This window comes from Falsibacillus pallidus (genome assembly GCF_050990905.1).
GTDB lineage: Bacteria > Bacillota > Bacilli > Bacillales > DSM-25281 > Falsibacillus > Falsibacillus pallidus_A.
The window spans coordinates 3,872,991-3,897,252 of sequence record NZ_CP158866.1 but is presented as its reverse complement, the minus strand read 5'-3'; the positions used below and the strand labels follow the sequence as shown (position 1 = coordinate 3,897,252).

Genomic DNA, 24,262 nt, shown 5'->3' with positions numbered 1-24,262 from the left:
GTTCCTTTGATGGAGCGGATTGATTAGCCATAAGAACTACTGTAAAAAGGGTGATGCCGTTTTGCTCGACTCTTTAACAGATGTCAAAAAAGAGTTGAAAAAAAAGATGAAGAAAAAATCAGTCTGCCTTCCGTCGATATCAGAAAAAGATCAAAAATGTATTGAAATGATAAGAGAAAAGACAAGGCTGCTGAATCAAGACAATGTCACGAGGACGCAGGCTTATTTTAGATTCTATCTTCAGTATCCTAAAATACATTGGGCGCTGCTCGGCCATATGATCTCACGGAATGTTGGCTGGAACATGACAGATTTAAAAGGGGAATTGCTGTCGAAAATTTTATCTGAAAAGGAACAGCTAACCTTTTTTACTTTTTTGGAGCGCGGCAGCTGGTTGATTTTCCAGGATGTATATCCTCAATTCTTGATTTATGACCTGAGTGTGAAGCGGGGCAAAGAAATGTTCCACCTTTTTCCGTTCTTTCATACATCGACGTTCATGGAGACGATTTGGCGGTATTTTTGGCGCAGTGGGGACAGCTATACGCTAGCCATTGCGATGGTGATAAATGAACAGAGCTACTTGGAAAAAAGGTTGATTCAAAATGATCATTTCCAAAAGAACGTAACCGGTACGATGGGTTTCAAAATGTATGAATTTCTGCGGCTGAATAACATTCTATTTCCCTACTACCCTGGGGGAAAAGTGCAGAAAGCATCCCTTGTCGGAGCGACTTCCAAACAATTCACTTCCCTCGACAAAAGGATTTTATTCGGGAAGAACTTGTATTCACTTCTTTTTCAACGAGAAGAGATCCTGGAAGGGGTCTTGCAATGGGTACGTGCATCCCCCCATACCGGCTCAAGAAAAGATTACTGGCCGGATCTGTTTAATGATGTAAATGAATCATTTCCTCGTGCTATCTATAAGAGAAGGGTCAAGAATTGCTTGTTGAGAAAAGGGGCTAAGAGGCTGTACAGTCCACCGTTAAAATACGCCTGGCCCGCTGCCGTCCATGATGACAGGAGCAAAGAGGACTGGTTTGAGGATTGGAGTGTCCTGGAATACCTTAAGGAAGAAGTCAATTTTGATGGAGAAATACTAACCAGCTATTGCAAAACCTTCGAAACCATTGAACTGGCCGTCATGGCGAAGGAAGCCCTTCAGCTGCGTGGGACATAGGGACAGGTTTCTTGTCCCAGCGAGGGGGAAAGCAGGGAAGCATGGGGACGGTTTTCGTGCTTCCTGAACTTTATTTTGATCAGTACCTTGCAATGTTCACTAGTGTGATATATGATGATCTAGAGATAACCAGAAAGTTCCTATTTTCAACTACTGAATAATGTTCACTACTGGTGGAGGTGCATGGTTTGAATGTTCAATTCAAAAAGGGAGTCCTTGAGCTTTGTGTGCTGCTTTTAATATCGAAAAAAGATCAGTATGGCTATGAGCTGGCACAGAATATCTCAGATAAAATCGAGGTGGCAGAAGGAACGCTGTATCCGCTGCTCAGAAGGCTTACGAAAGAAGAATATTTAACAACATACTTAGCGGAATCAACTGAAGGACCACCCAGAAAATACTACTCCTTGACCGAAAAAGGCATGGATTACATGCAAATGCTGGTTGAGGAATGGAAGCAGTTTTCACTGGCGGTAAATCAATTTGTAGAGGAGGGAATGTAAGTGGCAGGGAATGAATTTTTAGCAAAGCTTGAAAATCTGCTCGGAAAGCTGCCAGAGTCAGAACGGCGGGAAATGCTTTACGATTATGAGGAGCATTTTGAGATTGGGCTCTCAAACGGCAGGACAGAAAAAGAGATTATGGAGGAACTAGGCGACCCTCATGTGATTGCGCGCGATCTGCTTGCGGATTACCGGATCTTTAAAGCAGAGGAGACACGGTCTGTCACGAATATTTTTCAGGCGGCCACAGCAGCAGTGAGCCTTAGTTTCTTCAACTTGGTTTTTATCCTCGGACCGCTGATCGGTCTTGCGGGAGTTTATGCAGCCTTATGTGCTGTCGCGCTTGTATTGACAATATCCCCATTCGCTTTGCTCGGCTCATCACTTTTTAATGGCTTTGAAAATATCGTCCTGAACCTATTTGCTTCGCTCGCTCTTTTCAGCCTTGGACTTCTTCTCTGCATTGGGATGATTTACGTCGGAAAATTTTTCTACAGGGTGATTCTTACCTACATCAAATTCAATGTCAGGCTAGTTAAAGGGAAGGGAGAGAAAGCGGCATGAAGAAATGGGTGGCAGTATTATTGATTTTATTTTTCATCGGTGTCGGCGGTTCGGTTATGACCATCTACGCTTCGGGCGGGCTGAATTTTAATACGGTGGATATCCTCCAAAGCAAAACGGTCGACGGGGACAGTGTTCAATCGATTGCAGTCGATTGCAGCTCGACTGATGTCAGCATCAGGGAAGCTCAAGACCAGAATGACATAAAAGTGAAAATGACTGGAAACGTCAGTAAGAAGTTGAAGGATGACTACAAACTGAATGTCAGCAGCGATAAGGGAACATTGATAGTAGGGCTCGATGTGAGAAATATGTTTCATGTTGGGTTTAATGTACGCAATGTCAAAATTGAAATCACTGTGCCGGAAAAAATTTATGATAGGCTTGCGGTACAAGTGAAGTCCGGCGATATTGATGTGGATGGCCTTAAAAGTAAGGAAGCGAATCTGGAGACTGCAAGCGGCGATTTGATCCTGAAAAACTTGGAGAACGCCAGCCAATTGGATATCCAGGCATCGAGTGGAGACGTAGAAATCAAGGACTCTCATGTTGAAAATTTGAAGTTTAAAGCAAACAGCGGTGATCTGGTGATTGATGGAGTTTCAGCCAAAACCTCTGATTTGTCTACATCATCCGGGGATATGGATATTAGCAACCTGTCCGGAAATATCTTGGCAAATCTTGCGTCGGGAGACCTCACAATCCGCAATGCTAAAGATACGGGAGACATTACTGCTGACATGGCAAGCGGAGATGTCACAATTACCTTCAAGGAGAAGCCAACCGACCTCGCAGTGGATTTTAAAGCGAATTCTGGAGATGGAAAAGTCCAGCTGGATGGGTTCCTTTTTGAAGAAAAAGAAGAAGATAGAATCCTTGGCAAAATCGGCTCAGGAAAGCATCTGGTGAAAGTTCATGCAGCATCTGGGGATTTTGTTTTAAAATAGGGAAGTAAAGGAAGCATGGGGACGGTTCTCGTGCTTCTTTTTTTAGTGTCTGAAGCGCAAGAACCTTCCCTCTTATATGGACAATTAGTTGACTCATTTCTAAACTAAAATATAAAATATTCATAATTGTTTAAAAGTAATGAAGTCATCATTTGAGGAGTGAACATATTGAAACTAAACAATGTCATCCATGGGCACCGGTCTATTCGGGAATATGAGGATCGGGAAGTCAGTCAAGAATTGCTGGACCAGATTTTAGACGCGGGGATTCGCGCTTCTTCCAGTGGAAATATGCAGTCTTATTCAATCATTGCTACAAGAGATCCTGAGCTGAAAAAGAAGCTGTATTCGGCGCATATGGATCAGTCGATGGTTGTTGATGCTCCCGTACTCTTAACATTCTGTGCGGATTTTAATCGTATGAGAAAATGGCTGAAATTGAATGGAGCTCCCGTTCATTTCGATAATTTTATGAGTTTTATGATTGGCGCCATTGATGCCACACTCGTTTCACAGAACTGTGCGCTTGCAGCGGAGGATGCCGGCCTGGGAATTTGCTATATGGGCTCTACTCTTGCAAACTGCGATCAAATTGGTAAACTATTAAATTTACCGCCGAATGTGGTGCCTGTTGTCGGGTATTCTTTAGGCTATCCAGCAGAAAATCCTGCGCCTAGAGATAGACTTCCAAAGCATGGGCTCGTTCACTACGATACATATCAGGATTATACGGATGAAGAAATTCAATCCATCTATGAAGAGAGAAACGAAAAAGGCTGGAAACGGTATATGGATAACCCAAGGCTAAAGGAAATGACAGAGCGGCTGGGCTTAAAAAACCTGGCCGAAATCTACACCATAGCCAAGTATACCGAAGAATCCCACCACGAGTATTCACAGACCGTGCTGAACTACTTAGAAAGCCAGAACTTTATGAGAAACGAGTAGGCAACGCGGGACATAGGGACAGGTTCTTTGTCCCATTCTCAGAAGCAGGAAAAAGCATGAGGACGGTCCTCATGCTTTTTGTCATTCAAAGAAAGCAAAAGAACTGGCCCGGCGTTTCTACAGAAAAAAACAGTTCTACATTTGAACTGTTTTATTAATTCACTATTTCATTCAATATCAAACTTTCTAAGAATCTTAAAACAGCGAATGCGATATGGCAGCTGAAGGGTACAAGCGGTATATGGAACGGCTTTAACGGAAATAAATGAGAAAAATACTTTTATAGGGTGCAAATAATGAAAAATTATAGCAACGACAACACAGCAAGAAGATATAGGGCACATGTAAGCCTTTTAGGAACAACCCAAATCCATCTTCGAAATCCATATATCGTAGCCTGGTGGAGCGCTGCTTTTCCTGGCTTTGGACATCTTCTGCTATCAAAGTATCTAAGGGGTTTTGTTTTATTTATTTGGGAAGTCATCGTTAATATACAGGCTCATGTTAATTTAGCAATGATTTATTCTTTTCAATGGGAGATTGATCAGGCGAAAGCCATTTTAGATACACGTTGGCTGCTAGCATACATTCCTGTCTATATTTTCGGTATTTGGGATAGTTATCGTACAACGGTAGATTTGAATAAAGTTTTTGTCCTTGCAGAACGCGAGGAACATCGTTTTAATTCTTTCAGCATCGGGGCTCTGGAAATTAATTATTTGGATAAGAGAAGGCCATATATGTCCTTTATATGGTCATTATTTATACCGGGATTGGGTCAGCTTTATATTCATAGAATTGTAACCGCATTTTTCGTGATCATTTGGTATGTAGCATTTTTTTATTATTCTCATGCGCTTGAAGCTGTCTCGCTTTTATTTCTAGGTGAAATCGAAAAGGCTACATCGGTAGTGAATCCGGAATGGCTCTTATTTTTCCCCTCTCTTTATGGATTTGCTGTTTTTGACTCCTATATGAATACAGTTGAAAACAATAAATTATATGATAAAGAGCAGCGTAAATATTTTAAAGATCATTATCAGTCTGAATCATTTCAGTTATTTAATAGGGAGAAGGTGGACTCAACCATGCAATTAATCTCCACATTTGAACATACCGTTAATATAGAAATGGCTGTTGATACTTTAGAAAAAAAGGGGATTAAAAAGGAAAATATATTTGTGGCTCCTCTCGATAATCGGAAAGAAGATCGGAAATTATTTGATAATATTCATCGTTCAGATGGCGTTTCTCTTATTGATATTGGATCGGCGCTAGCAACTGCATTCGCTGTTATCGGAGCCAGCATCGGATTTAAGCTGTCATTAGGGCCCATCTATTGGGGGCTGATCGGTGCATTTGTTGGATTTGTGATTGGGTTAGCGATCCGTCTTTATACAGAAAAAGTCCTCAAAAAGAAGCGAAGGCTGCTAAAAGGATTCCATTCCGAATTAGTTTTAATTGTCGACTGCGATGAGGATCAAGGAGAGATTGTTGAGAATATTTTATTCGGTCACTATGCCCTTGGAGTGGCAAAATTAACGTGAATCACGGGTAAGAATAAAAGGAAAACCAGGCAAACTTGCATAAAAAAACGTGGGACCCCTTCGTCCCACGTTTTTACCATTCTTTCGGCTCGTAGTTTAATTCTCTAAATAGCTGCGTTTTCTCTTTCTTGGATAGATCTCTCCATTGCCCAGGGGGAAGGTTTCCTAAATGGATATTCATGATTCGCGTTCTTTGTAATCGGTAAACTTCGTATCCTAGTTCGGCGCACATACGGCGAATTTGGCGGTTGAGCCCCTGGGTCAAAATGATTTGGAAATCGAATTTTGATAGTTGTTCCACTTTACAAGGAAGTGTTTTTGTCCCCAATATTTTGACGCCCTCTGACATCTTCTTCAAAAATTCAGGAGTAATTGGCTTGTCTACCGAAACGATATATTCCTTTTCATGATTATTTTCAGCTCGCAGGATTTCGTTGACAATGTCACCGTCGTTCGTAAGTAGGATCAGGCCCTCTGACTCTTTATCCAGACGTCCGATATTAAAGACTCTTAAGGGGTGGTTTACCAAGTCCACAATATTTCCTTTGACGCCTTTTTCTGTCGTGCTGGTGATGCCTACAGGTTTATTTAAGGCAAGATAGACGTTGTTCCTGGCTACCCGGATTGGATTTCCATCTACTTTAACATCATCCCCAGGTTCAACCTGGCTTCCTATCGTGGCACGTTTCCCGTTGATCGTAACCCTACCCTCGGCAACCAATTTATCGGCACCGCGTCTGGAAGCTTTACCGGCTTCACTGATAAATTTATTAATACGCACGTTAACACATCCTTAATAGACGATACTTTTATTAAACACTATGTATTTAAGTAAATCACAAAATCAACATTAGATAAACGGTAATTTGGGACATAGGGACAGGTTCCTTGTCCCATAGTATAGCCCCGATTCAAAGGCAGCAATTCTATCACCATTATACCCAGGGGATATGGTAAATAATTCGGTCCATTAATACAGTAAGGTCAGGCATCAATCTAGTAGGAAAATAACTGCTAGTTAGCTTAAACTATTTTATAAGAAGGGAGGGAGTAATTTATGCACTCAATTAACAAGATAGGTAAGAGGTTTTGGTATATCACTCCAATATCGGAGACGGACCGTCCCATTCTAGGTATGGTGGTGGGGGATAACAAGACATTGATGATCGATGCCGGCAACTCGGAGGATCATGCCCGCTACTTCGTGAATGAACTTTTCCAAAGGGAAGTCCCTAATCCTGATATGGTGGTCCTTACTCATTGGCATTGGGATCATATATTTGGTCTTTCAGCGCTCAGTAATACCGTTTCAGTTGCTTTCAAAGGCACCAAAAAAGAAATGGAGAAGCTTATCCCGCTTTCATGGTCAGATGAGGCAATAGATGCACGGGTGAAAGAAGGAACGGAAATCGAATTTTGTGCGAAAGCCATTAAGAAGGAATTCACGGACCACCGGAATATCAAGATTGTCTTGCCTGATTTAACTTTCGAAAAAAGAGTCGAAATCGACCTTGGCGGTGTAACTTGTATCGTCCAGCACGTTGGAGGCGACCACGCTGCAGATTCAGTCGTCGTATATATCAAAGAAGAAAAGATTCTTTTTCTCGGTGACTGCATTTATCCTGATATTTTTTCCGAAAAAGAGAACTATACCATCAAGCAGACCCTTCGCCTATTTGATGAATTAGAAAAATTCGATGCTGATACATATATCCTTTCGCATCAAAAGGCAATTTCAAAAGAGGAATTCAAACAGGAAGCGGCCATGCTCAGAACAATTGCGCACTATACGGAAATATGCGGTGGGGATGAGCAAAAAATAATAGAACAATACGCGTATCATGTAAAAAGGGAACTGACAGAAGACGAAAGACTAACCATCACAGACTTTGTAAACGGATATAGTGGGACATAGGGACAGGTTCACTGTCCCGTTTTGGAAGCATGTGGAAGCATGGGGGGTGATCCTCTCATGCTTCTTTTTCATGTGCAGGAAGCAGTAGAACCGTCCTTGCGCTTCCTGACACCCGCAACAAGTAACAATAAAAAGAAATTTTGTTTATTATTTACATTTATATCGGCGCCTGATATATTTTATATATCAACAGACGATATAACGTTCAACGATAGGTGGTGTAGTGATGGAAGAGAAAACTCCTTTAACAGAAGGTGTTTATTACATCCTTTTATCTTTGTATGAGCCAAGACATGGATATGGGATAATGCAGTTTGTTTCTGAGCTTAGCAATAACCGTGTAGAGCTTGGGCCAGGGACTATTTATGGAGCGATTAAAACGTTGGTTAAGCGAAAGTGGATTGTTCCTCTAGATGAGGATGGGCGAAAAAAGGAATATGTGATTACGGATGCTGGGAAGTTGATGGTTGAAGCTGAAATGGAAAGGCTTTATGAGCTGCATCATAACGGTTTGCTGATAACAAAGGGGGAGAAACAGTAATGGAGAAGGTAGCTTATCGCTTTTATCTGGATGATGAAAAAGAAGAGAAGTGGATCAACGAGATGGCTGCGCAAGGTTGGCATTTAAAGAAATTTTCTTTGGGCAGATTCACGTTTACAAAGGGTGAGCCGGGTGCATTTGTGTATCGAAATGAGTTTGTTGCCGGAAAGTCCTCCATGGAGAAGAAGGATTACTTTGAATTTCTTAAAGACAGCGGGATTGCCATTGTTCATGAATTTGGCGGCTGGGTGTATATGAAAAAACCAGGGGCTGAAGGACCGTTTGAACTATATACAGATACATCATCTAAGATTGGCTATTATAAGCGGAAGTTGAATAATTTTCTTATACTCTTCTTTATTAATGCATTGATGGGTGCTATTAACATTAGCTTTTTAGGGGATGGATCAATGACCCAATATATCAACTCATCTGTTGGGATTATGAACATAGCCGCTGCATTGCTGATTGCCGTTCCAACAATAAAGGTGATTCAGCGTAAAAGGGAATTAAACAAAAGTCGAGAGTTTTTTGAATGACGCTGAAAAAGCATGAGGACGGTTCTCATGCTTCTTTTTCATAAGATAGGAAGCAAAAGAACCGTCCCTGCGCTTCCCTACCGCGCAAGCCCTCTTTCAAAAGCTGCTAAGTGGTTTTGTGAGGCATTTCGCAGCTGAGAGAAGACCATTTGCACATCACTCGGGAGGTTAAAGGATAAGAATTTATTGTACATAGCTATATTATCTATTTCTCCCTGAACACCAGCAGCATAGGCAGCTTTTACACTTTCAGGGGTGGAAACAAACGATTGGGATATGTCCGTCGGAATTGGCACCTGATAGCGTTCGAAAAGCGGCATTAAAGCACTGATATGCCTCAATTCTGCTTCTTTGATCTGAACAAAAGTTCTTATGCTGCCAAATGTTCCGAGTATATTATTGTATCTTGCTTGGGCGAGGTATTCGTCCTGCATGGCATACGTCAGCATCTGGGGCAGGGTTAGTGACGCAGCTGCAGCGTTTAACGCTCCCTTTGCACCGTAGTCACCCATTTGCCTATGGATGTGAGTGGACCTTGGGTTTTTTTGAAGGAAATATAAAAACCATACTGCATGGTTCTGTTCGTCAGATGCAGCACGGCGGAATCGGTCCTTGATGGCTGGATCCTGCACTTTATCGGCAATATCCAAATAAGAATCCACTGCCTCCTGTTCATCCTTAAAGGCGAATTCAATGCCTGCTTTGTAAGTGGAAGGGCACTCTTCAATAATTTGATAGGAAGGCTTTTTACCCGTTAACTTGATGAAAATTTGAGTAAATTCTTCAAGGTGTCGCTTTTCATCCTTTTGAATCTCAAGAATCTTATTTTTTTCCTGTTGTGTTGGGGCCATACCGGCTATTTTCGCATAGCAGGCGATCGCGCTGTATTCAGCGTTAATTGCCTTTTGGATATCATTTAAAAGCTGGGTATCTAAGGGTACACGATAATAATTTTCATAGTTTGGCACATAAAAAGGGAAATACATGGGGTTCCTCCTCCGTTTCTGCTCATTCCCATTATTTTATGCAAAGGGTATGGGCGGGGTGTGAAGTTAGAATCGCCATCATTTTTGGTAAAAAATAAAAAATAATCAAATTAATGTAAACAATTCCTGGGCGAAATCGTTATAATGTTTCTTATAACAGAAGTTAGAATGCAAAGGGGATTAGTTGATGTCTGGGATGAATGAAAATCCGTTGGTGAAGAGCGAGGATAAGAAGCCAAAGATCAAGGTGGAAAGAAAACAAGGGGAGCCGACTACTGCTTTTAAAGGGGCGAGCTGGGCTGCTCTGGTTTTGGGTGTATCCGCCTACCTGATCGGACTATTCAATGCGGGAATGCAATTGAATGAGAAGGGGTATTACTTTGCTGTATTGGTATTCGGACTGTATGCAGCAGTATCACTGCAAAAAGCGGTGAGAGACAGGGAAGAGGATATTCCTGTGTCGGGCATCTATTACGGTCTAAGCTGGTTTGCGCTGATTGTAGCCATTTCTTTAATGGCAATCGGACTTTATAATGCCGGCAGCATCATCTTAAGTGAAAAAGGATTTTATGCGATGGCATTTGTGCTGAGTTTATTCTCCGCGATTACCATTCAAAAGAATATCCGGGATTCGCAGATGGCTCGGGAAAGAGATTAAATAAAACATAGCTTTATTTTCAAAGGCAGGCTAAACAAGAGAACATCTTGTTTAGCCTGTCTTTTTTAGAGCAACCGGTCATGAATTTGATTCAAGTGTCGAGGCAACTTCAGAAATGATGATTTCACTTTCAAGGATAGGGGACTCCTGTCCGGAATTAGCTGGTTTTGCATGGGCTTCTTTGAATGCATCACTATTTTTCCATTGAATAAAGTCTTCCATAGTCATCCAATACATATTTACATTCAGCTCGTCATATTCTGATAGATTTTGAGTAATCAAGACTTCCACTTTTACAAAGCCGTTCATCTTTTGCAGCGTACCTGGTCTTGTAAAGCTAGATGCCATTTTTTCTGCAAAGCCTAATTTCATTTTAATTTTATTCGTTACAATAATCATGGGAATTCCTCCTTTTATTTTTAAATAAATATTATCCGCTGGGTTTGGCTTACTGCATTTTTTCTCTCAAAATAGCAGCATCATGTGTCAGTCTGCCGTCTTCCATGCGATAGACTTTATCGCAGTATTCCAGCATTCGTTCGTCATGTGTAACCATAATGGCTGCTTTGTTTCTCATTTTGGCCTCTTTGGCGATGAGTTGAACCACTTCATGGGCTTTTTTTGAATCCAGACTTGCTGTCGGTTCATCTGCGAGAATAATAGAAGGATCGTTAATAAATGCACGGGCAATGGCGGTCCGTTGGCGTTCGCCCCCGGATAACTGTTCGGGCAGCTTCTCCAGTTTTGCCCCCAATCCCAGGCTTTGCAGCAGTTCTTTAGCATATTCCTTATCCGCTTTTAAAAGTTTTCCTGCCATTCTTTTAACGACAAGCAGTTGCTCCAGTACATTTAAATAGGGGATCAGGTTGCTTGTTTGTAAGATGAACCCTATTTCCTCCAGGCGAAATCGCGCTAAATCCTTAGGGTTTAAATCATTAAGGTTCTTACCTTTCAGAATGACCTCACCTTCAGATGCTTGGAGCAAGGCACCTGCGATAGCCAGAAATGTACTTTTCCCAGATCCAGATGGACCAATGACAGCCACGAATTCCCCTTGTTCAACAGTCAGGGAAATATCGTTTAGGGCCAGGACTTGATTCTCACCTTGCTGATATATTTTAGATACGTTCTTAAAATGAATTCCAGCCATTATTCTACCCTCCCGATCGCTTGAAGCGGGTCTACTTTTGTTATTTTTCGGACTGAGACCAATGAACTTAAAATCGATATGACCAGTAATAAAAGGGCATAAAGGATGACAAGTTTCGGGTCAAGTGAGAATGGCATCTCATCCGGCAGAATAAGCGCCGTTCCGTAGGTTAATAAAATCCCTGCAGCAATACTGGTGAAGGATAGAAGAAATACCTGGGATACAATCGCTCTGCCGAGGAAGCGGTTGCTTGCGCCAATGGCTTTCAAGATGCCAAATTGATTGGATTTTTGCAAGGTTAGGACGTAAAAGAATACCCCCAGGACAAATGCTGAAATAGCCAAGAGGAATGCAAGCATCATCGTGATTGTCCCGTTTTCTTCTTTATAGCCCGGCATTCCTTTTATAGCTTCAGCTTTCGTTACGGTTTCAGTATTGTTGAAATGCTGATTCATTTTTTTTGCGTCGATATTATCCCCTTGCAACATAATGGCATTGACGGGTTTTTTAATTCCTTTATCTGAACCAGGAGCTGCAAATTGTATGGCGCGCCATTTATCCAAAGAAGTGAAGATTGCGGGTAAATGATTATAGGTTTCATTCTTAACGAACCCGGCAATTCTCAGCTTTTCCAAAGATCCCTCAATCTTTAGCGTATCCCCAATTTTAAGGCCTTTTTTCTTTAACGTATCGTTTGCGATAACGTCTACCAATTCTTTTGCCTGGAGAGGATTTCCTTCAATCACTTTCGGTTCCAGAAAACTGCCTGGTTCTACTCCAAGTATGGCAACATCGATCTTTTCATTATCGTTCGAATTCGAATTGCTGCGGACAGTCCCCATGGTTGCACCCATGGCTGATGCAGCAGAAACATTAGCTTCTTTTTCTAGTTGATCGGCCAAAGTTTCACTTAATAATGAGCGGCTCATAGAGGACCTTGATCCCTCTTCAAATGTTACGTAGCTGGCATCCATATTTTTAAATGTAGCCGCACTTAAAGTGGAAAGGCCATTGCCTAAACCAGAAAGAATAAATACTAGCCAAGCAATTAGCACCGTGATAACACCGATCATCAGAAAGCGCAGTTTGCCATGCTTTAATTCCCTTATAGCAAGAAACAATTTTTTTCACTCCTTAGTATGCATTTGATTAGTCATGTTTGACTATAAACAGTCTATTGGTTTTTTATTGATTAGTCAATCGTGACTATTTGGTTAAATGTAAATTTTATAATTTGAGAAGCAAATAAAAAAGGAACCGCATTAGGTTCCATTGATGTTTATGGCAAAAAAATTTATTAGGACTGTAGAAGTTTTATGGTTTTTTCAAGAAAGGCCACTTCAGCTTCTAACATGGTAATTTTATGTTCAACGGCAAGATTGACACCTGTGCGTATCCCGTGTGAAGGGGTTTGGCTAAACCTGTCTATCAATTTTTTGTTTTTCTTCAATCTTTCCTGCAATGCAGGTATGGCTTGATCCATCGGAAGAAAATCAATAAACATTAACCCGATATCTCCTTGGTAATTCACACTTTCTGCAGAAGAAAGATTTTGCAAAAGCAATTCATAAAAGTACTTTCGTCCGTTTTCGTTAATAGAGTAGACCTTTCGAGTGGGTCTATTCCCTTCTTGCTCTAACTGAATATCTATATAACCCTTATTATTCAGCTTATCCAAAGTGGCATAAGCAGTGGGTTTCTTCATATCGGTAACCGTGCTTAAATTTCTTTCAATAAATTCATTAATCTGATAGCCGTGCTGGCTTTGTCCCATTAAAAGCCCAAGCAGAATCAGTGATCGATGTTCCACTGAAATCCTCCTTCCCATCCTACAATACCTATCTATTTTCTCGTAAACCTCATTTGTAGTCAATCGTGGGACGTGGGGACAGGTTCCTTGTCCCATTCCTGTTGTAAGGAGAAGTAGGGAGTAGTTTCTAACATTGCGGCATTTAATTGTGGAATGCTCCTTAATAAATATGAATAAACAGCGATTTATGGTAATATATGGATTATAAAAGTGCGCTTTATTCATAAATGTTTGGAGTGGTATGTATCAATCAGTTGACGGTTCTTCTCATATGGCTATTTCCAATCATTTTCGCGATACATGATTTTGAGGAAATTGTTGTGGTGGAGAAGTGGGTGGAAAGAAACCGGAAAGATCTTTATGAAAAACTTCCGAAAAAAGCGATATCCTATTTTGAAAGGAATTTTGCGAAGAAAACGAATCAGTTTTCTTTAGTGGTTTATGTTGAGTTTGTAGTGATCTCGTTTTCTACTATTCTTCTATATTTGGAAGGATTTCAAGGGTGGTACAAATGGCTTTATTTGGGGCTGATGAGCGTTTTTGTGCTGCATTCCTTGACTCATATTGGCCAGGCCGTTTTATTGAAGAGGTATACACCGGGGGTAATTACGTCTGTCATCTTGATCATTCCTTATGGGGTGGTGTTTTATCGGACCCTATTGGAAGCAGGCACGATAGACATAGCGGATATATGGATAAGCATTCCGGTCGGGATCGTGGTTTTTATGCTGCTTTTCCCGGCAGCCATGAAAGCTGCCTCGAGATATTAGGGGGACATGGGGCCTGTCCCCATGTCCCAGGTTTTAGGAGATACATTAAATATCTTTGAAATCCGTGTTCAAAGGTATTTAATGTGTCTTTTTTTCGTTTTCCAATCCTATTATAGAAGTAGGAAGTCCTAAAAATACAATGAAATAAGAGGGGGATATTATGAAAAGGGGAAAAAAGCAAGTCGTCTTATTGATTGTTTCATTGTTGCTGATTTTGGCTGGAAGTTTCGGAGCTTCAAGGTTTAATAATTCAAATGGAAATGTGAATGTCACGCGCATTTATTTTGATACACCAAGAGGCGAGCTTTCAGGTTTATTATATAAGCCGAATGGGGCTAATAATGAATCAAGGCCGACTATAGTGACGACACATGGTTATTTAAATTCTGCAGAAATGCAGGATGCCCAGTCCATTGAAATGTCCAAAAGGGGATATGTCGTTTTAGCGCTTGATCAATATGATCATGGACACTCAAAAGGAACAATGAAAAAGCCCATTCCGTTTTTTTCCTTCTGGCCACAAGCCATTTATGATGCTGTTCAATATATGTATGATCAGGACTACGTGTTAAAGGATGATAAAGGAAATGGAATAATTGCCGTTTCTGGTCATTCGATGGGAGGATTCTCTGCAAATCATGCCGTCATGCTTGATGAAAAAGATTTTCAGAAAACTGGGGTAAGAAAAATATTGAGTTCTTTGACAATGGGGTCCGATTACCAATGGCTAAAGGCTCTTGGATACAAGGAAGATGATATCAATAATGCATATGGGCCAAGAACATCTGGAAAAATAGCGGGGCAGTATGATGAGTTCTTCTTCAATGCTGATGTCACAGCTGCAGGCGGAACGGTTGTAAAGAAAAATTACGTAGGAACTGCAGAGGGCAAAGGATTCTTGGGCAATCCGGAAAAACCGGAGGCTGGGAAAGTGTATGAAGTGGATGAAGGAAAAAGGATCATTTATCAGCCTAATGAGACACATCCTTGGAATCACTTCTCACAAACCTCCACAGGCTATGCTATTGATTTCTATGAAATGGCTTTTGCAGGCTATAAAGATCATGTGAAAGCAGGGAATAAACATCAGACGTGGATGTTTAAAGAGTGGTTTTCATTTGTAGCACTCATAGGCTTTTTGCTGCTTTTCATCCCCGTCATCACGCTTTTATCAAAATTGCCTTTCTTAAAGAGTATTTATACAGCGAATCCAGAGGTGCTTCCTGCTCCCAAAACAAACGGAGAGAAGCTTGCGGGACTGCTCTTAGTGGTCTTTGGTGCTTTATTCCCTGCATTATTTTTCTCTGCTCTTTATGGCGGAGATGTCTATGGAATGAGATTACTGAGGCAGATAAGCATGATTTTCATCGGCCTATCTTTGATTGTCTTCCTATATTCGATGGTGAAAAAGTCGGAACGAAGCGTAAAATCAAGTTCATTTATTCTTCTAGTATTGAGTGTAATTCAATATATTTTCCTGCGATTGCAAGGCAAACTGATAGCTACAACAGAATTTTTCGGGGCACCCACTGTAAATCCCATTCTGTATTGGGCGTTGAATGTAGCTCTGGTTACATTGATGATTATGGTTTGCTACCATTATGTTTCAAAAAAACCTGCTGGTGCCACCATCCGCAATTATGGTGTCAAAGCAAGCATCAAATCTGTAGCAGCATCGCTTGTTGTAGTTGTTTTATCGATATCAATCGGCTACGGTATTCTCTATCTAGTGGATGCAGTATTCAAAGTAGACTTCCGTTTGTGGACTTTTGCGGTAAAGACGTTCGAAGACCAGCATCTTATCGCATGGTTGAAATATGCTCCATTATTCTTAATTTACTATTTTGTAGTTGGATTATCAGTCAATATAAATACAGCAGCTGAAAAATACAAAGGATTCAAGGGGTATCTAATTGCTGCACTACATTTTATAGGTGGCCTTGTTCTGTACCTGATTTATCACTATGGTCTTTTGTTCATCACCGGAACAGCAGGATATCCTGCAGAGTCGCTCTCCTCCATCATCATGATTGCCCTAGTACCAACCTTATTAATAGCATCCATCCTTAACCGATATTTCTATAGAAAAACAGGCAACATCTATGTGGGAGCATTTCTTAATACACTGCTTCTGACGCTCATTACAGTTGCCAACACAACCCTATACACGATTTTCTAAAAAGGGAGTACATGGACTGGAACGCAGGGACAGGTTCCTCGTCCCAGTCTAAGTTTAAAAGGCCAGCGACCCCGCCCATTAACTTGGGTGGTGGCGCTGGCCCTTCATTTAAATTAATAGCTTCATTGTATCACTTAAAGTTTTGGGTGGGACAAGGAACCTGTCCCCATGTCCCCACGCTTTTTAAAATGTATATCGGGACACTTGTTCGTCCCCGATGATGAGGCCCTCGACTTCTTGGAACCCCATTTTATCGTAAACTCGTTTGGCATGTTCGTTTGTTGGCTCGTATGACAGGGTGATTGTTTGATGCCGGTCTTCTTTCATCCTCTTGATATCGTCAATCACGAGTTGAACTGCCTCCTTGCCATAGCCCTTGCCTTGATGCTTATGATCGATCATCATTCGGTAGATCCAGTATTCTTGGTCTTCATCATCAATCCCATAAAGCGTGAATCCGATCATTTCCTCGTCTTTATAAATACCCTTCGCGTGAAAATTTTCAAGAAAATTCAATTGAGCGAGTGAAACCGCATTGGATGCGACAAACTTCAATTGGTCTTCCCGGACTTTAAGTGATATGGCCTTTATCCAGTTATCTTTTGTAATCGACTTTAAATGCAACATATCCATCCTCCTTCTCCTAAATTATACCAACCAATATCAATAAAAATATATATTTAGAATATTCTAGAATTAATTTTTCCAATCAACTATAATAACTTTAGTTTTGATGGAGAGAGGAAGGCAGCTTTTGAAAGAATATAAGATTATTTTATTTGATTTAGACGGCACACTTTCAGACCCCAAAATAGGCATAACTAAATCCGTTCAGCATGCACTAAGAAAAATGGGGATTATTGAAGCCGACTTAGATAAGCTGGAATGTTTTATCGGACCGCCATTGCAAGCATCTTTCCATGAATATTATTGTTTTGATGAAAAAAACACAAAAATAGCCATTGAATTTTACAGGGAAAGATTTAAGGAGAAGGGAATGTATGAGAACGAATTGTATGAAGGCATTCCTGAGCTCTTAAGTTCCTTAAAAGATTATGGTTATAAGCTGGTGATTGCAACATCCAAGCCAACAGAATTCTCCGAACAAATCTTGGAGTACTTCCAGATCGATAAGTATTTTGATCTTGTTATCGGGAGTAACTTGGATGGTACGAGGACTTCAAAAACTGAGATCATCCAATATATCCTTGATAAATACAATGAACACTCTGCAGATGAGTTTATCATGATTGGTGATAGAGAACATGATATTATCGGCGCAATAAATACCGGCATTGATTCCATCGGAGCAGCCTATGGATACGGTTCGCATGAAGAATTAAAAAGATCCCATCCGACATATATGGCAAGTAATGTCCAAGAAATAAAAGACCTTTTAGTCCGGGACATGGGGACAGGTTCCTCGTCCCAGTACCAGGAGATGCATGGGTACAGGTGATTCTGGGAAGCACAAGAACCACCCTCCTGATTCCGATGAGCAGAGGAGTGTAGGCATGGAAGATAGAAGAATTTTGGTTCCATGGCACCAGGACAACTATTATGAAGGTGTCGAGCAATGGATCCGTGAAGAGCTGGAAAGAGCGGGTTTGGAGTTAAAAGGAAAAGTTGAACCTGTGAAGGATACGGATGTTACCCTTGTTCTCCGTATTCCAACGAACGGAGAGGAATATTATTTTAAGGCAGGCACTTTCGCGTCACACCATGAGGCAGTGCTGAGTAGTGAACTCAATAAAAGATACCCAGGAAAAACGGTGGAAGTTCTTAGTGCTAATGAGGAAGAAAACTGGTTGTTGATGAAGGATCTAAAGGGGAAATCGCTGCGCACATTGAAGGATAAAAAGCTTTGGCAAAAGGCGATTAGCGAGTATGCAGAGCTTCAAATAGCGGAGTTGAAAAGCGTTGATTCTTTGCTTCAGTTGGGGGTTTCTGACCGCAGAATGCCAGTACTCAAGAAGGAAATCGAGCAGCACCTGGGAGACATGTGCAGAACCGGATTAAGCAGAGATGAAACGAGACAGGTGACGGCGCTGCTTCCGGTTCTATTAGATATGTGTGACGAAATGGATTCGATTATTCCACCATCCATTGAGCACGGTGACCTCCATACAAATAATATTCGGCTGGTGGGGGACCGCCTTGTATTTTTTGATTGGGGAGACGCATCCGTTTCGCATCCGTTTTTCAGCACACGCGTATTTTGGCATGCACTCGATGATCTCATTTCAGCTGATTCGGAATGGCTGGGGATGGTAGAGGAATTTCGGCCATATTATTTAGAACCGTGGACAAACTTAGCGCCGATGAAAGAGCTTGATCGAGCATTGAGGTTATCCGATCAACTCGCATGCGTCCAAAGGGCATTGAGCTGGCATTTATATATCACCCCCAACCGTGTAAAGCAGGAGGAGTCTTATAACAAGCCATCCCAATGGCTTAGGCTGCTGCTTGAACATCGGGGATTAGTGGGGGAATGAGAGGTCGGTCGATAAAATGATGAATGAGTTTCAGATTGGGACAGAGGGACAGGTTCACTGTCCCGTTCCGGGACAAGGAACCTGTCCCTCCGTCCCCTCCTTTGTCCTATGTTGAAATTTTGGATTGGCGGTGCAATAGCTGGGATTTTACTTTTGGTTTATTTTCTGACTTATACGGGGGAGAATGTTTTTCCTGACTTGAATAAGAGGCACGCAATGATTCGATTGGAGGATGTCGGGCCGGGTGGTGAATATAATAGCTTAGATGGTTTAGGCAAGCTGCGGGCTGTGATGAATTACTTAGAAGTAGAGCATATTCCTTTTCATGTAGCTGTTATTCCCAGATGGAAGAGTATGCTGGCTGATGGAAGCTGGACTGAAAGAGGGATTGATGATCCTGAACCGGACTCCATTTCAAGGGGTTTAAATGAGATACTCCTTGAAGCGCAGCAGCATGGAGGTATTTTGGGTATGCATGGATACAGCCACCAGTTTGGGAATGCCGCCATGAAAGGTGACAATCAGAATTCAGGAACAGGAGCGGAATTCAAGGTAAGCGGGTTTCCTGTGACGAAAGATCCCGCATATGCAGCTGAACGTATGCAGAAGAGTCTGTCCGCCTTTGCAAAAGCTGGGCTTCATCCTGCATTTTGGGAATCGCCCCATTATAAAGATACACGTGAACAAGAAAGGGTATTTCGTTCCTTCATGGGCATTTTATATCAACCCGATTTTTATTCTTTAAGGTCGTTAAAGGATCTGAACGTTTATGAAAATATTAATTCATATGGAAAGAGTAGTCTCGGATCAATCTATGTTCCTGCCCCTTTAGGATACGTTAAAGATAAAAGCTCAGTGGACAAAATACTTTCAAAAGCCTCTAAAAGTAAAGGGTTGGCTTCATTTTATTTTCACCCATTCCTGGAATTTCCCTATCTTAAGAAAGAATTAGGCGGGGATGGGAAACCGGTCATGAAAAATGGCGTCCCCGTATATATCTATAAAGGTAATGGCAATCGATCTTATCTCCATCAGCTGGTAAAGGGATTAAAGGAGGAGAAATATCGCTTCATGCCTCTCTATAATATTGTTCCATTTACTCCTGCTCATCGAGTCAAGCTGCCCGTTGGAACGAAGGAAGATCAGTTGTTTTTTGGGGATGTAGCCGGAGAAGGGCATGCGGATATGGTTGTGCGGATGAAGGATCGAATCCTTGTGGTGCCTGGAAATTATTCAATGCCGCGCAATCGGCCCCAAAAATCACCGCAAGTGTGGTTAAAGAAAGCTTTTAAACCTGAGGAAAAGTTCTTTCTAGTAGATTTCAATGGCGACAAGAAACAGGATTTGCTTTCCTACAATAGTGAAACCGGAAGTCTCGCGGTTTTCAAGGCAGGAGAAGGAAAGTTTCAATCCCCTGTAGTTATTGGGAGGCTGCCTTCGGGGCTTGATTCCATTCAGACCTATCAATCTTTAAATGGATCAGGACTAATTGCATTGCTGAACGGCAGGCTGCTGCATAGTGAATTTTCTAATGGCCATTTAACGACAAAAAAGTATGATGCTCCTTTTTCCAAGGATCATAAGGTTTTCATAGGGGAATTTCAAAATTCCTTTCAGACTGACATTCTATCAATATCTCCGAGTGGGAGGCAGGCGCTAATCTGGAAGTTTGAACAGGGAAGATTAGTTGATCACCGGGTGGAAGGACTAGAGGTTTCTTCTGATGACCAGGTAGACACAGCGGATTCAAATGGGGATGGTAGAAATGATTTAATCGTTTATAACAAAAAGACCGGTGTTTGGCGTGTTTTTGAAAATGAGGGGAATGACCGCTTTCGTTCTTTAGACAATGACTTTGGCCCATGGGCAAGGGGGAACGAAAGGATTGGGATTGTGGCAGACTTTGACGGCAACGGAAAAGCAGATATCGGATCCTTCGATGAATCGGGGCATCTGCTGGATATAGCACTCTCATTTCAAGAGAAGACGCCATAGGGCTGAAAGGAAGAATTCATGCACTCATTTATGATAGTCATGGCAGATGTTTTACAAGGGATTATTTTTTCGGTTAGTCTCTATCAAATCATCATTAGTCTTGGGGGCTTTAAGAAGAGGGTAGAAAAAAGCAGGGACTATGCTCCAGAGAAATCGTTTGCGATCCTTGTGGCTGCTCATAACGAGGAAATGGTCATTGCACCACTATTGGAAAATTTAAAGAAGTTGGATTATCCCAAGGATTTATACGACGTATTCATCATTTGTGATAACTGCACCGACCGTACCTCACAAGTTGCAGCTTCGTATGGTGTGACCGCAATGGAACGTTATGATGATATACGAAAAGGGAAGGGCTTTGCGGTTGAGTGGATGCTCGAGCAACTGTGGAAAAAGAAGCATCAGGTTGATGCTGTGGTCGTTTTTGATGCGGACAATTTAGTGAGCAAGAACTTCCTCCTTGAGATGAATAATAAACTGCTTGGTGGACACAAGGTGATTCAAAGTTATGTTGAAACAAAAAATCCTTATGATTCATGGGTTACGTTATCCTATGCCATAACGTATTGGTTCATTAACAGGATGTGGCAGCAAGCTCGTCACAATTGGGGCATGGCAAGTACTTTAGCCGGCACTGGTATGTGCATTGAGGCGAAGCTGCTTAAGGAGATGGGATGGAACTCAACATCGCTGACAGAAGATGTTGAATTTACCGCTCGCTGCATCGGCAGGGGAATCTATCCGACTTGGGCAAGAAATGCGATTGTGTATGATGAAAAACCGATCACACTGGCCAGTTCGATAAGACAACGGCTGCGATGGATGAGAGGGCACACAGACTGTGCAAGAAAATATATGAAGCCGCTTATTCTAAAGGCGCTGCAAACGGGTAAGTTTGCACAATTCGATGCGGCCATGTATCTATTTCAGCCAATTAGATTTCTATTTGTAGCAGCGGTTTGGGTAATGTCCAGCTTACAGCTTGCAACACCTCTATATACTCAATTTGACCTGCTGAAAATGATTCCAGACTGGGCTTGGATTGTGTTGAATATCGTCTTATTCCTTCAATTTCCATTGGTTATGCTGCTTGAGAAGCGGCCGTGGAAAGCATATCTGGGCCTCATTTTATTTCCGGTTTTTCAATTCACTTGGTTCCCAATAACGTTATTTGGGATACTGACTAGCAAGAATAAGACCTGGAATCATACAAAACATACCCGTGCGATTAAAATCGACGATCTAGCCGGATAAAAGCAATCTTTCAGTAGATCAATCTAGAAGGAGTTACAAGCGAATGAAATTAATATTGGTGATTACCCAGGCCATATACTTAATCAGCATTGTTCTTTGGCTGCCCATTTGGGGACTGTCATTCATGAGCTTCGACAACGGAATCGCTCTATGGAACAGCCTATTTGTCCTTATCATCGGGATCTATCCATTGGTTGTAATCACCTGCTCCATCGCTGCTTGGCTGCAGTACAGGAAGAGCCAAAATAGGAGGGCCGTAATAATTAACCTAATCCCCTTGCTATGGATACTGAGCCTGTTGAGCTTAATTCTACTATGAGGGACGCAGGGACAGGTGAACTATACCCCGGATAACGGACACTGATAAAAAAGGGCCCCTTATCCGGGGCTTTTTGTGTTTCAATAGAATTAATGAAATGGACGGAGGTTTTTAATATGAAGAAGAAGCTTTATAGTGAATTTGAGAGGAAAGAACTGAAGAAGAATCCGAATATCACAAATGTTTCTGAACACATGGTTTCCTACAGCCCTACGTTTAAAATAATCGCGGTCAAGCAATATCTCAACGGGAAGATCCCCTCACAAATCTTTATTGAACACGGTATTGACCTTGAAATGATTGGAAAGGATCTGCCAAAACGGTGTCTCCACCGCTGGAAGAAAACATTTGAGCGTTATGGTGAGGAAGGATTCCTTACGGAACGCAGAGGGAAAGGAAACGTTGGTCGATCATCTTCAAAACCCCTCTCCCCTGAAGAACAATTGAAGAAAGCAGAGGCAAGAATTAAATTCCTGGAAGCAGAAAACGAGTTCTTAAAAAAGCTAGAGGTTCTAGAAAGGCAGGCGTTGAAGAAGAAACGATATTAAGAAAGTCCGAAAAGTTTTATCTGATTGATCAAACGGTCCAAAAACACGGGTTACAGAGAGCTGTTACCTATTTGTGTGAACTAGCAGGAGTAAGCAGAAGTGGTTATTACGATTGGGTGAACGCTGCTCCTAAGCGTGCGAAACGGGAAGAACAAGATGAAGTAGATATCGTTTTAATTAAAGAAATTTTTGAGAAGAAAGATAAAAAAGCTGGTGCTCTTCAGATTAAAATGACAATGGAGAATGACCATTCAACCGTCATGAATCATAAGAAGATCAGACGACTAATGGCTAAATATCATCTAATTACAACGATTAGAAGAGCTAACCCTTATCGGAAAATGTCTAAGGCAACAATCGAACACCACACCTGTCCGAACCTGTTGAATCGTGAATTCAATCAAAATGAACCAGGCAAAGTACTCCTAACCGATATTACGTATCTTTATTATGGGAAGGGACAAAAAGCATATTTATCATGTGTGAAGGACGGTGCGACGAAGGAAATTGTCGCTTATCATCTATCCTCCTCCTTGGGAATGGATATCGTTTATAAAACCCTAAAAAAATTAAAGATGGCAATAGGGAAAACCTTTCACTCAGAAGCCATCTTACACTCCGATCAGGGAGTTCATTATACTAATCCCCAATTCCAACAAAGGGTGAAGTCGCTTGGATTAACCCAATCAATGTCACGCAAAGGGAACTGTTGGGACAATGCCCCAATGGAGAGTTTCTTTGGACACTTCAAGGATTGGGCAGAGTACAAATCATGTAAGAATTTAAGGGAAGTCCGCAAGGAAGTGGATCGGGTAATAGAAGAATATAATCACCATCGTTATCAATGGGGCTTAAATAAAATGACCCCGGTTCAATACCGGAGTCACTTATTAGCAGCCTAGGCTCTTTTTTTATACTGTCCGAATATGGGGGCACAGTTCACAGGTTCCTCGTCCCAATCTACCATCATCAAAAATGCCAGCGCCCCCGCCCGTTACCTTGGGTGGGGGCGCTGGCCCTTCATTTATATTAATAGCTACCATGGATCCCGCATACCCCTTGTGGGACAAGGAACCTGTCCCCATGTTCCACACTGAACATCGGGGATTAGTGGGGGAATGACAATAAATTAAAATGTCTGATCCTCAATTTTTAAAGAGGGTCAGACTTTCTCATATCCGACATTCACACAGCAGCGAATGTGATATAACCCACAATAGTCAGTATCTGGATAAAGATTCCAATGCCGCTGCAAACAATTCCTGCAGTGGCAAGACCTCTTCCGCTTTGATGATTGTTATCCATCTCCCTGGAAGCCTTCCTTGCAAATACAACACCGAAAATTCCAAGGATGATCCCGATAAAAGGGATAAAAACCGAAAAAAATCCCAATGGTTAAAGAAATAATCGA

At 41.6% G+C, this 24,262-nt stretch carries 25 protein-coding genes and 1 pseudogene; 18 read left to right on the top strand and 8 right to left on the bottom strand.

Annotation, left to right across the window (positions count from 1 at the left end; genetic code table 11):
* The first annotated feature begins 61 nt into the window (after positions 1-61).
* The 6 genes and pseudogenes from ABTV07_RS20035 to ABTV07_RS20010 form a co-directional block, all read left to right on the top strand.
* A complete protein-coding gene (locus ABTV07_RS20035) occupies positions 62-1,183 on the top strand; it encodes a DUF2515 family protein (protein ID WP_433745881.1) in 1,122 nt (373 codons plus the stop codon).
* 188 nt (positions 1,184-1,371) lie between these two features.
* Positions 1,372-1,686 (top strand): PadR family transcriptional regulator, encoded by a 315-nt coding sequence (locus ABTV07_RS20030; protein WP_433745879.1) that lies wholly within the window; start codon positions 1,372-1,374, stop codon positions 1,684-1,686.
* The gene (locus ABTV07_RS20025) at positions 1,687-2,250 is read left to right on the top strand and encodes a DUF1700 domain-containing protein (protein ID WP_433745877.1); all 564 of its coding nucleotides are present in this window, start codon (positions 1,687-1,689) and stop codon (positions 2,248-2,250) included.
* The gene (locus ABTV07_RS20020; protein WP_433745874.1) at positions 2,247-3,197 is read left to right on the top strand and encodes a DUF4097 domain-containing protein; all 951 of its coding nucleotides are present in this window, start codon (positions 2,247-2,249) and stop codon (positions 3,195-3,197) included. The genes ABTV07_RS20025 and ABTV07_RS20020 overlap by 4 nt, the downstream gene beginning before the upstream one ends.
* A 168-nt stretch (positions 3,198-3,365) precedes the next feature.
* On the top strand, positions 3,366-4,145 hold the full coding sequence (locus ABTV07_RS20015) for a nitroreductase family protein (protein ID WP_433745871.1): 780 nt from the start codon (positions 3,366-3,368) through the stop codon (positions 4,143-4,145).
* A 296-nt stretch (positions 4,146-4,441) separates the two neighbouring features.
* A pseudogene (locus ABTV07_RS20010) lies at positions 4,442-5,224 on the top strand (hypothetical protein); the annotation flags it as partial.
* A gap of 541 nt (positions 5,225-5,765) precedes the next feature.
* On the opposite strand, the gene rluF reads toward ABTV07_RS20010, so the two are convergent.
* Positions 5,766-6,473 carry a 23S rRNA pseudouridine(2604) synthase RluF gene (rluF, locus tag ABTV07_RS20005; RefSeq protein ID WP_433745868.1) on the bottom strand — a complete coding sequence of 236 codons (708 nt, stop codon included), beginning with the start codon at positions 6,471-6,473 and terminating at the stop codon, positions 5,766-5,768.
* Between the two features lie 276 nt (positions 6,474-6,749).
* Between rluF and ABTV07_RS20000 the strand changes: the two genes are divergently transcribed.
* From ABTV07_RS20000 to ABTV07_RS19990, 3 genes are all read left to right on the top strand, one after another.
* Positions 6,750-7,607, top strand: a complete 858-nt coding sequence (locus ABTV07_RS20000; protein WP_433745865.1) for an MBL fold metallo-hydrolase — start codon at positions 6,750-6,752, stop codon at positions 7,605-7,607.
* 226 nt (positions 7,608-7,833) lie between these two features.
* Entirely contained in the window at positions 7,834-8,148 is a 315-nt protein-coding gene (locus ABTV07_RS19995; RefSeq protein WP_433745862.1) for a PadR family transcriptional regulator, read from the top strand.
* On the top strand, positions 8,148-8,687 hold the full coding sequence (locus tag ABTV07_RS19990) for a DUF2812 domain-containing protein (RefSeq protein ID WP_433745859.1): 540 nt from the start codon (positions 8,148-8,150) through the stop codon (positions 8,685-8,687). The genes ABTV07_RS19995 and ABTV07_RS19990 overlap by 1 nt, the downstream gene beginning before the upstream one ends.
* Positions 8,688-8,764: 77 nt before the next feature.
* Here ABTV07_RS19990 and ABTV07_RS19985 read toward each other — a convergent pair whose 3' ends face one another.
* On the bottom strand, positions 8,765-9,673 hold the full coding sequence (locus ABTV07_RS19985) for a ferritin family protein (protein WP_433745856.1): 909 nt from the start codon (positions 9,671-9,673) through the stop codon (positions 8,765-8,767).
* Positions 9,674-9,860: 187 nt separating this feature from the next.
* On the opposite strand from ABTV07_RS19985, the gene yiaA reads away from it, so the two are divergent.
* A complete protein-coding gene (gene yiaA, locus ABTV07_RS19980; RefSeq protein ID WP_433745853.1) occupies positions 9,861-10,331 on the top strand; it encodes an inner membrane protein YiaA in 471 nt (156 codons plus the stop codon).
* 78 nt (positions 10,332-10,409) lie between these two features.
* On the opposite strand, the gene ABTV07_RS19975 is transcribed toward yiaA, so the two are convergent.
* The 4 genes from ABTV07_RS19975 to ABTV07_RS19960 form a co-directional block, all read right to left on the bottom strand.
* Positions 10,410-10,730 carry a heme oxygenase gene (locus ABTV07_RS19975; protein WP_433745851.1) on the bottom strand — a complete coding sequence of 107 codons (321 nt, stop codon included), beginning with the start codon at positions 10,728-10,730 and terminating at the stop codon, positions 10,410-10,412.
* Between the two features lie 49 nt (positions 10,731-10,779).
* Positions 10,780-11,481, bottom strand: coding sequence for an ABC transporter ATP-binding protein (locus ABTV07_RS19970; protein ID WP_433745848.1), 702 nt, complete (start codon positions 11,479-11,481; stop codon positions 10,780-10,782).
* Positions 11,481-12,602, bottom strand: coding sequence for an ABC transporter permease (locus tag ABTV07_RS19965; protein ID WP_433745845.1), 1,122 nt, complete (start codon positions 12,600-12,602; stop codon positions 11,481-11,483). Before ABTV07_RS19965 ends, ABTV07_RS19970 begins: the two co-directional genes overlap by 1 nt.
* A 176-nt stretch (positions 12,603-12,778) precedes the next feature.
* On the bottom strand, positions 12,779-13,291 hold the full coding sequence (locus ABTV07_RS19960) for a PadR family transcriptional regulator (RefSeq protein WP_433745843.1): 513 nt from the start codon (positions 13,289-13,291) through the stop codon (positions 12,779-12,781).
* 323 nt (positions 13,292-13,614) lie between these two features.
* Between ABTV07_RS19960 and ABTV07_RS19955 the strand changes: the two genes are divergently transcribed.
* Positions 13,615-14,061, top strand: a complete 447-nt coding sequence (locus ABTV07_RS19955; RefSeq protein ID WP_433745840.1) for an HXXEE domain-containing protein — start codon at positions 13,615-13,617, stop codon at positions 14,059-14,061.
* A gap of 160 nt (positions 14,062-14,221) precedes the next feature.
* Positions 14,222-16,240, top strand: a complete 2,019-nt coding sequence (locus tag ABTV07_RS19950; protein WP_433745837.1) for a serine aminopeptidase domain-containing protein — start codon at positions 14,222-14,224, stop codon at positions 16,238-16,240.
* Between the two features lie 183 nt (positions 16,241-16,423).
* Here the strand turns inward: ABTV07_RS19950 and ABTV07_RS19945 are convergent, their stop codons facing one another.
* A complete protein-coding gene (locus tag ABTV07_RS19945; protein ID WP_433745835.1) occupies positions 16,424-16,873 on the bottom strand; it encodes a GNAT family N-acetyltransferase in 450 nt (149 codons plus the stop codon).
* Positions 16,874-16,994: 121 nt separating this feature from the next.
* Between ABTV07_RS19945 and ABTV07_RS19940 the strand changes: the two genes are divergently transcribed.
* From ABTV07_RS19940 to ABTV07_RS19915, 6 genes are all read left to right on the top strand, one after another.
* Positions 16,995-17,699, top strand: coding sequence for an HAD family hydrolase (locus ABTV07_RS19940; protein WP_433745832.1), 705 nt, complete (start codon positions 16,995-16,997; stop codon positions 17,697-17,699).
* 55 nt (positions 17,700-17,754) lie between these two features.
* Complete coding sequence (locus ABTV07_RS19935; protein WP_433745829.1) at positions 17,755-18,735, top strand: phosphotransferase; 981 nt, start codon at positions 17,755-17,757, stop codon at positions 18,733-18,735.
* Between the two features lie 216 nt (positions 18,736-18,951).
* Positions 18,952-20,730 carry a DUF2334 domain-containing protein gene (locus ABTV07_RS19930; RefSeq protein ID WP_433745827.1) on the top strand — a complete coding sequence of 593 codons (1,779 nt, stop codon included), beginning with the start codon at positions 18,952-18,954 and terminating at the stop codon, positions 20,728-20,730.
* An 18-nt stretch (positions 20,731-20,748) separates the two neighbouring features.
* Positions 20,749-21,984, top strand: a complete 1,236-nt coding sequence (locus ABTV07_RS19925) for a glycosyltransferase family 2 protein (protein ID WP_433745825.1) — start codon at positions 20,749-20,751, stop codon at positions 21,982-21,984.
* A 43-nt stretch (positions 21,985-22,027) separates the two neighbouring features.
* A complete protein-coding gene (locus tag ABTV07_RS19920; protein ID WP_433745823.1) occupies positions 22,028-22,303 on the top strand; it encodes a hypothetical protein in 276 nt (91 codons plus the stop codon).
* Positions 22,304-22,419: 116 nt separating this feature from the next.
* Positions 22,420-23,753 (top strand): IS3 family transposase gene (locus ABTV07_RS19915; RefSeq protein ID WP_433745820.1). Its coding sequence is split into 2 segments (ribosomal slippage): positions 22,420-22,789 and positions 22,789-23,753, totalling 1,335 coding nucleotides; the frame shifts between segments, so codons are not numbered across the junction.
* Between the two features lie 283 nt (positions 23,754-24,036).
* On the opposite strand, the gene ABTV07_RS19910 is transcribed toward ABTV07_RS19915, so the two are convergent.
* Complete coding sequence (locus ABTV07_RS19910; RefSeq protein ID WP_433745817.1) at positions 24,037-24,243, bottom strand: DUF4190 domain-containing protein; 207 nt, start codon at positions 24,241-24,243, stop codon at positions 24,037-24,039.
* Positions 24,244-24,262: the final 19 nt, after the last annotated feature.

Coding starts and splice junctions, on each gene's coding strand:
- ABTV07_RS20020 (WP_433745874.1), top strand. CDS start 2,247: ATGAAGAAATGGGTGGCAGTATTATTGATTTTATTTTTCATCGGTGTC.
- ABTV07_RS20000 (WP_433745865.1), top strand. CDS start 6,750: ATGCACTCAATTAACAAGATAGGTAAGAGGTTTTGGTATATCACTCCA.
- ABTV07_RS19995 (WP_433745862.1), top strand. CDS start 7,834: ATGGAAGAGAAAACTCCTTTAACAGAAGGTGTTTATTACATCCTTTTA.
- ABTV07_RS19990 (WP_433745859.1), top strand. CDS start 8,148: ATGGAGAAGGTAGCTTATCGCTTTTATCTGGATGATGAAAAAGAAGAG.
- ABTV07_RS19985 (WP_433745856.1), bottom strand. CDS start 9,673: ATGTATTTCCCTTTTTATGTGCCAAACTATGAAAATTATTATCGTGTA.
- yiaA (WP_433745853.1), top strand. CDS start 9,861: ATGTCTGGGATGAATGAAAATCCGTTGGTGAAGAGCGAGGATAAGAAG.
- ABTV07_RS19975 (WP_433745851.1), bottom strand. CDS start 10,730: ATGATTATTGTAACGAATAAAATTAAAATGAAATTAGGCTTTGCAGAA.
- ABTV07_RS19970 (WP_433745848.1), bottom strand. CDS start 11,481: ATGGCTGGAATTCATTTTAAGAACGTATCTAAAATATATCAGCAAGGT.
- ABTV07_RS19950 (WP_433745837.1), top strand. CDS start 14,222: ATGAAAAGGGGAAAAAAGCAAGTCGTCTTATTGATTGTTTCATTGTTG.
- ABTV07_RS19945 (WP_433745835.1), bottom strand. CDS start 16,873: ATGGATATGTTGCATTTAAAGTCGATTACAAAAGATAACTGGATAAAG.
- ABTV07_RS19935 (WP_433745829.1), top strand. CDS start 17,755: ATGGAAGATAGAAGAATTTTGGTTCCATGGCACCAGGACAACTATTAT.
- ABTV07_RS19930 (WP_433745827.1), top strand. CDS start 18,952: ATGATTCGATTGGAGGATGTCGGGCCGGGTGGTGAATATAATAGCTTA.
- ABTV07_RS19925 (WP_433745825.1), top strand. CDS start 20,749: ATGCACTCATTTATGATAGTCATGGCAGATGTTTTACAAGGGATTATT.
- ABTV07_RS19920 (WP_433745823.1), top strand. CDS start 22,028: ATGAAATTAATATTGGTGATTACCCAGGCCATATACTTAATCAGCATT.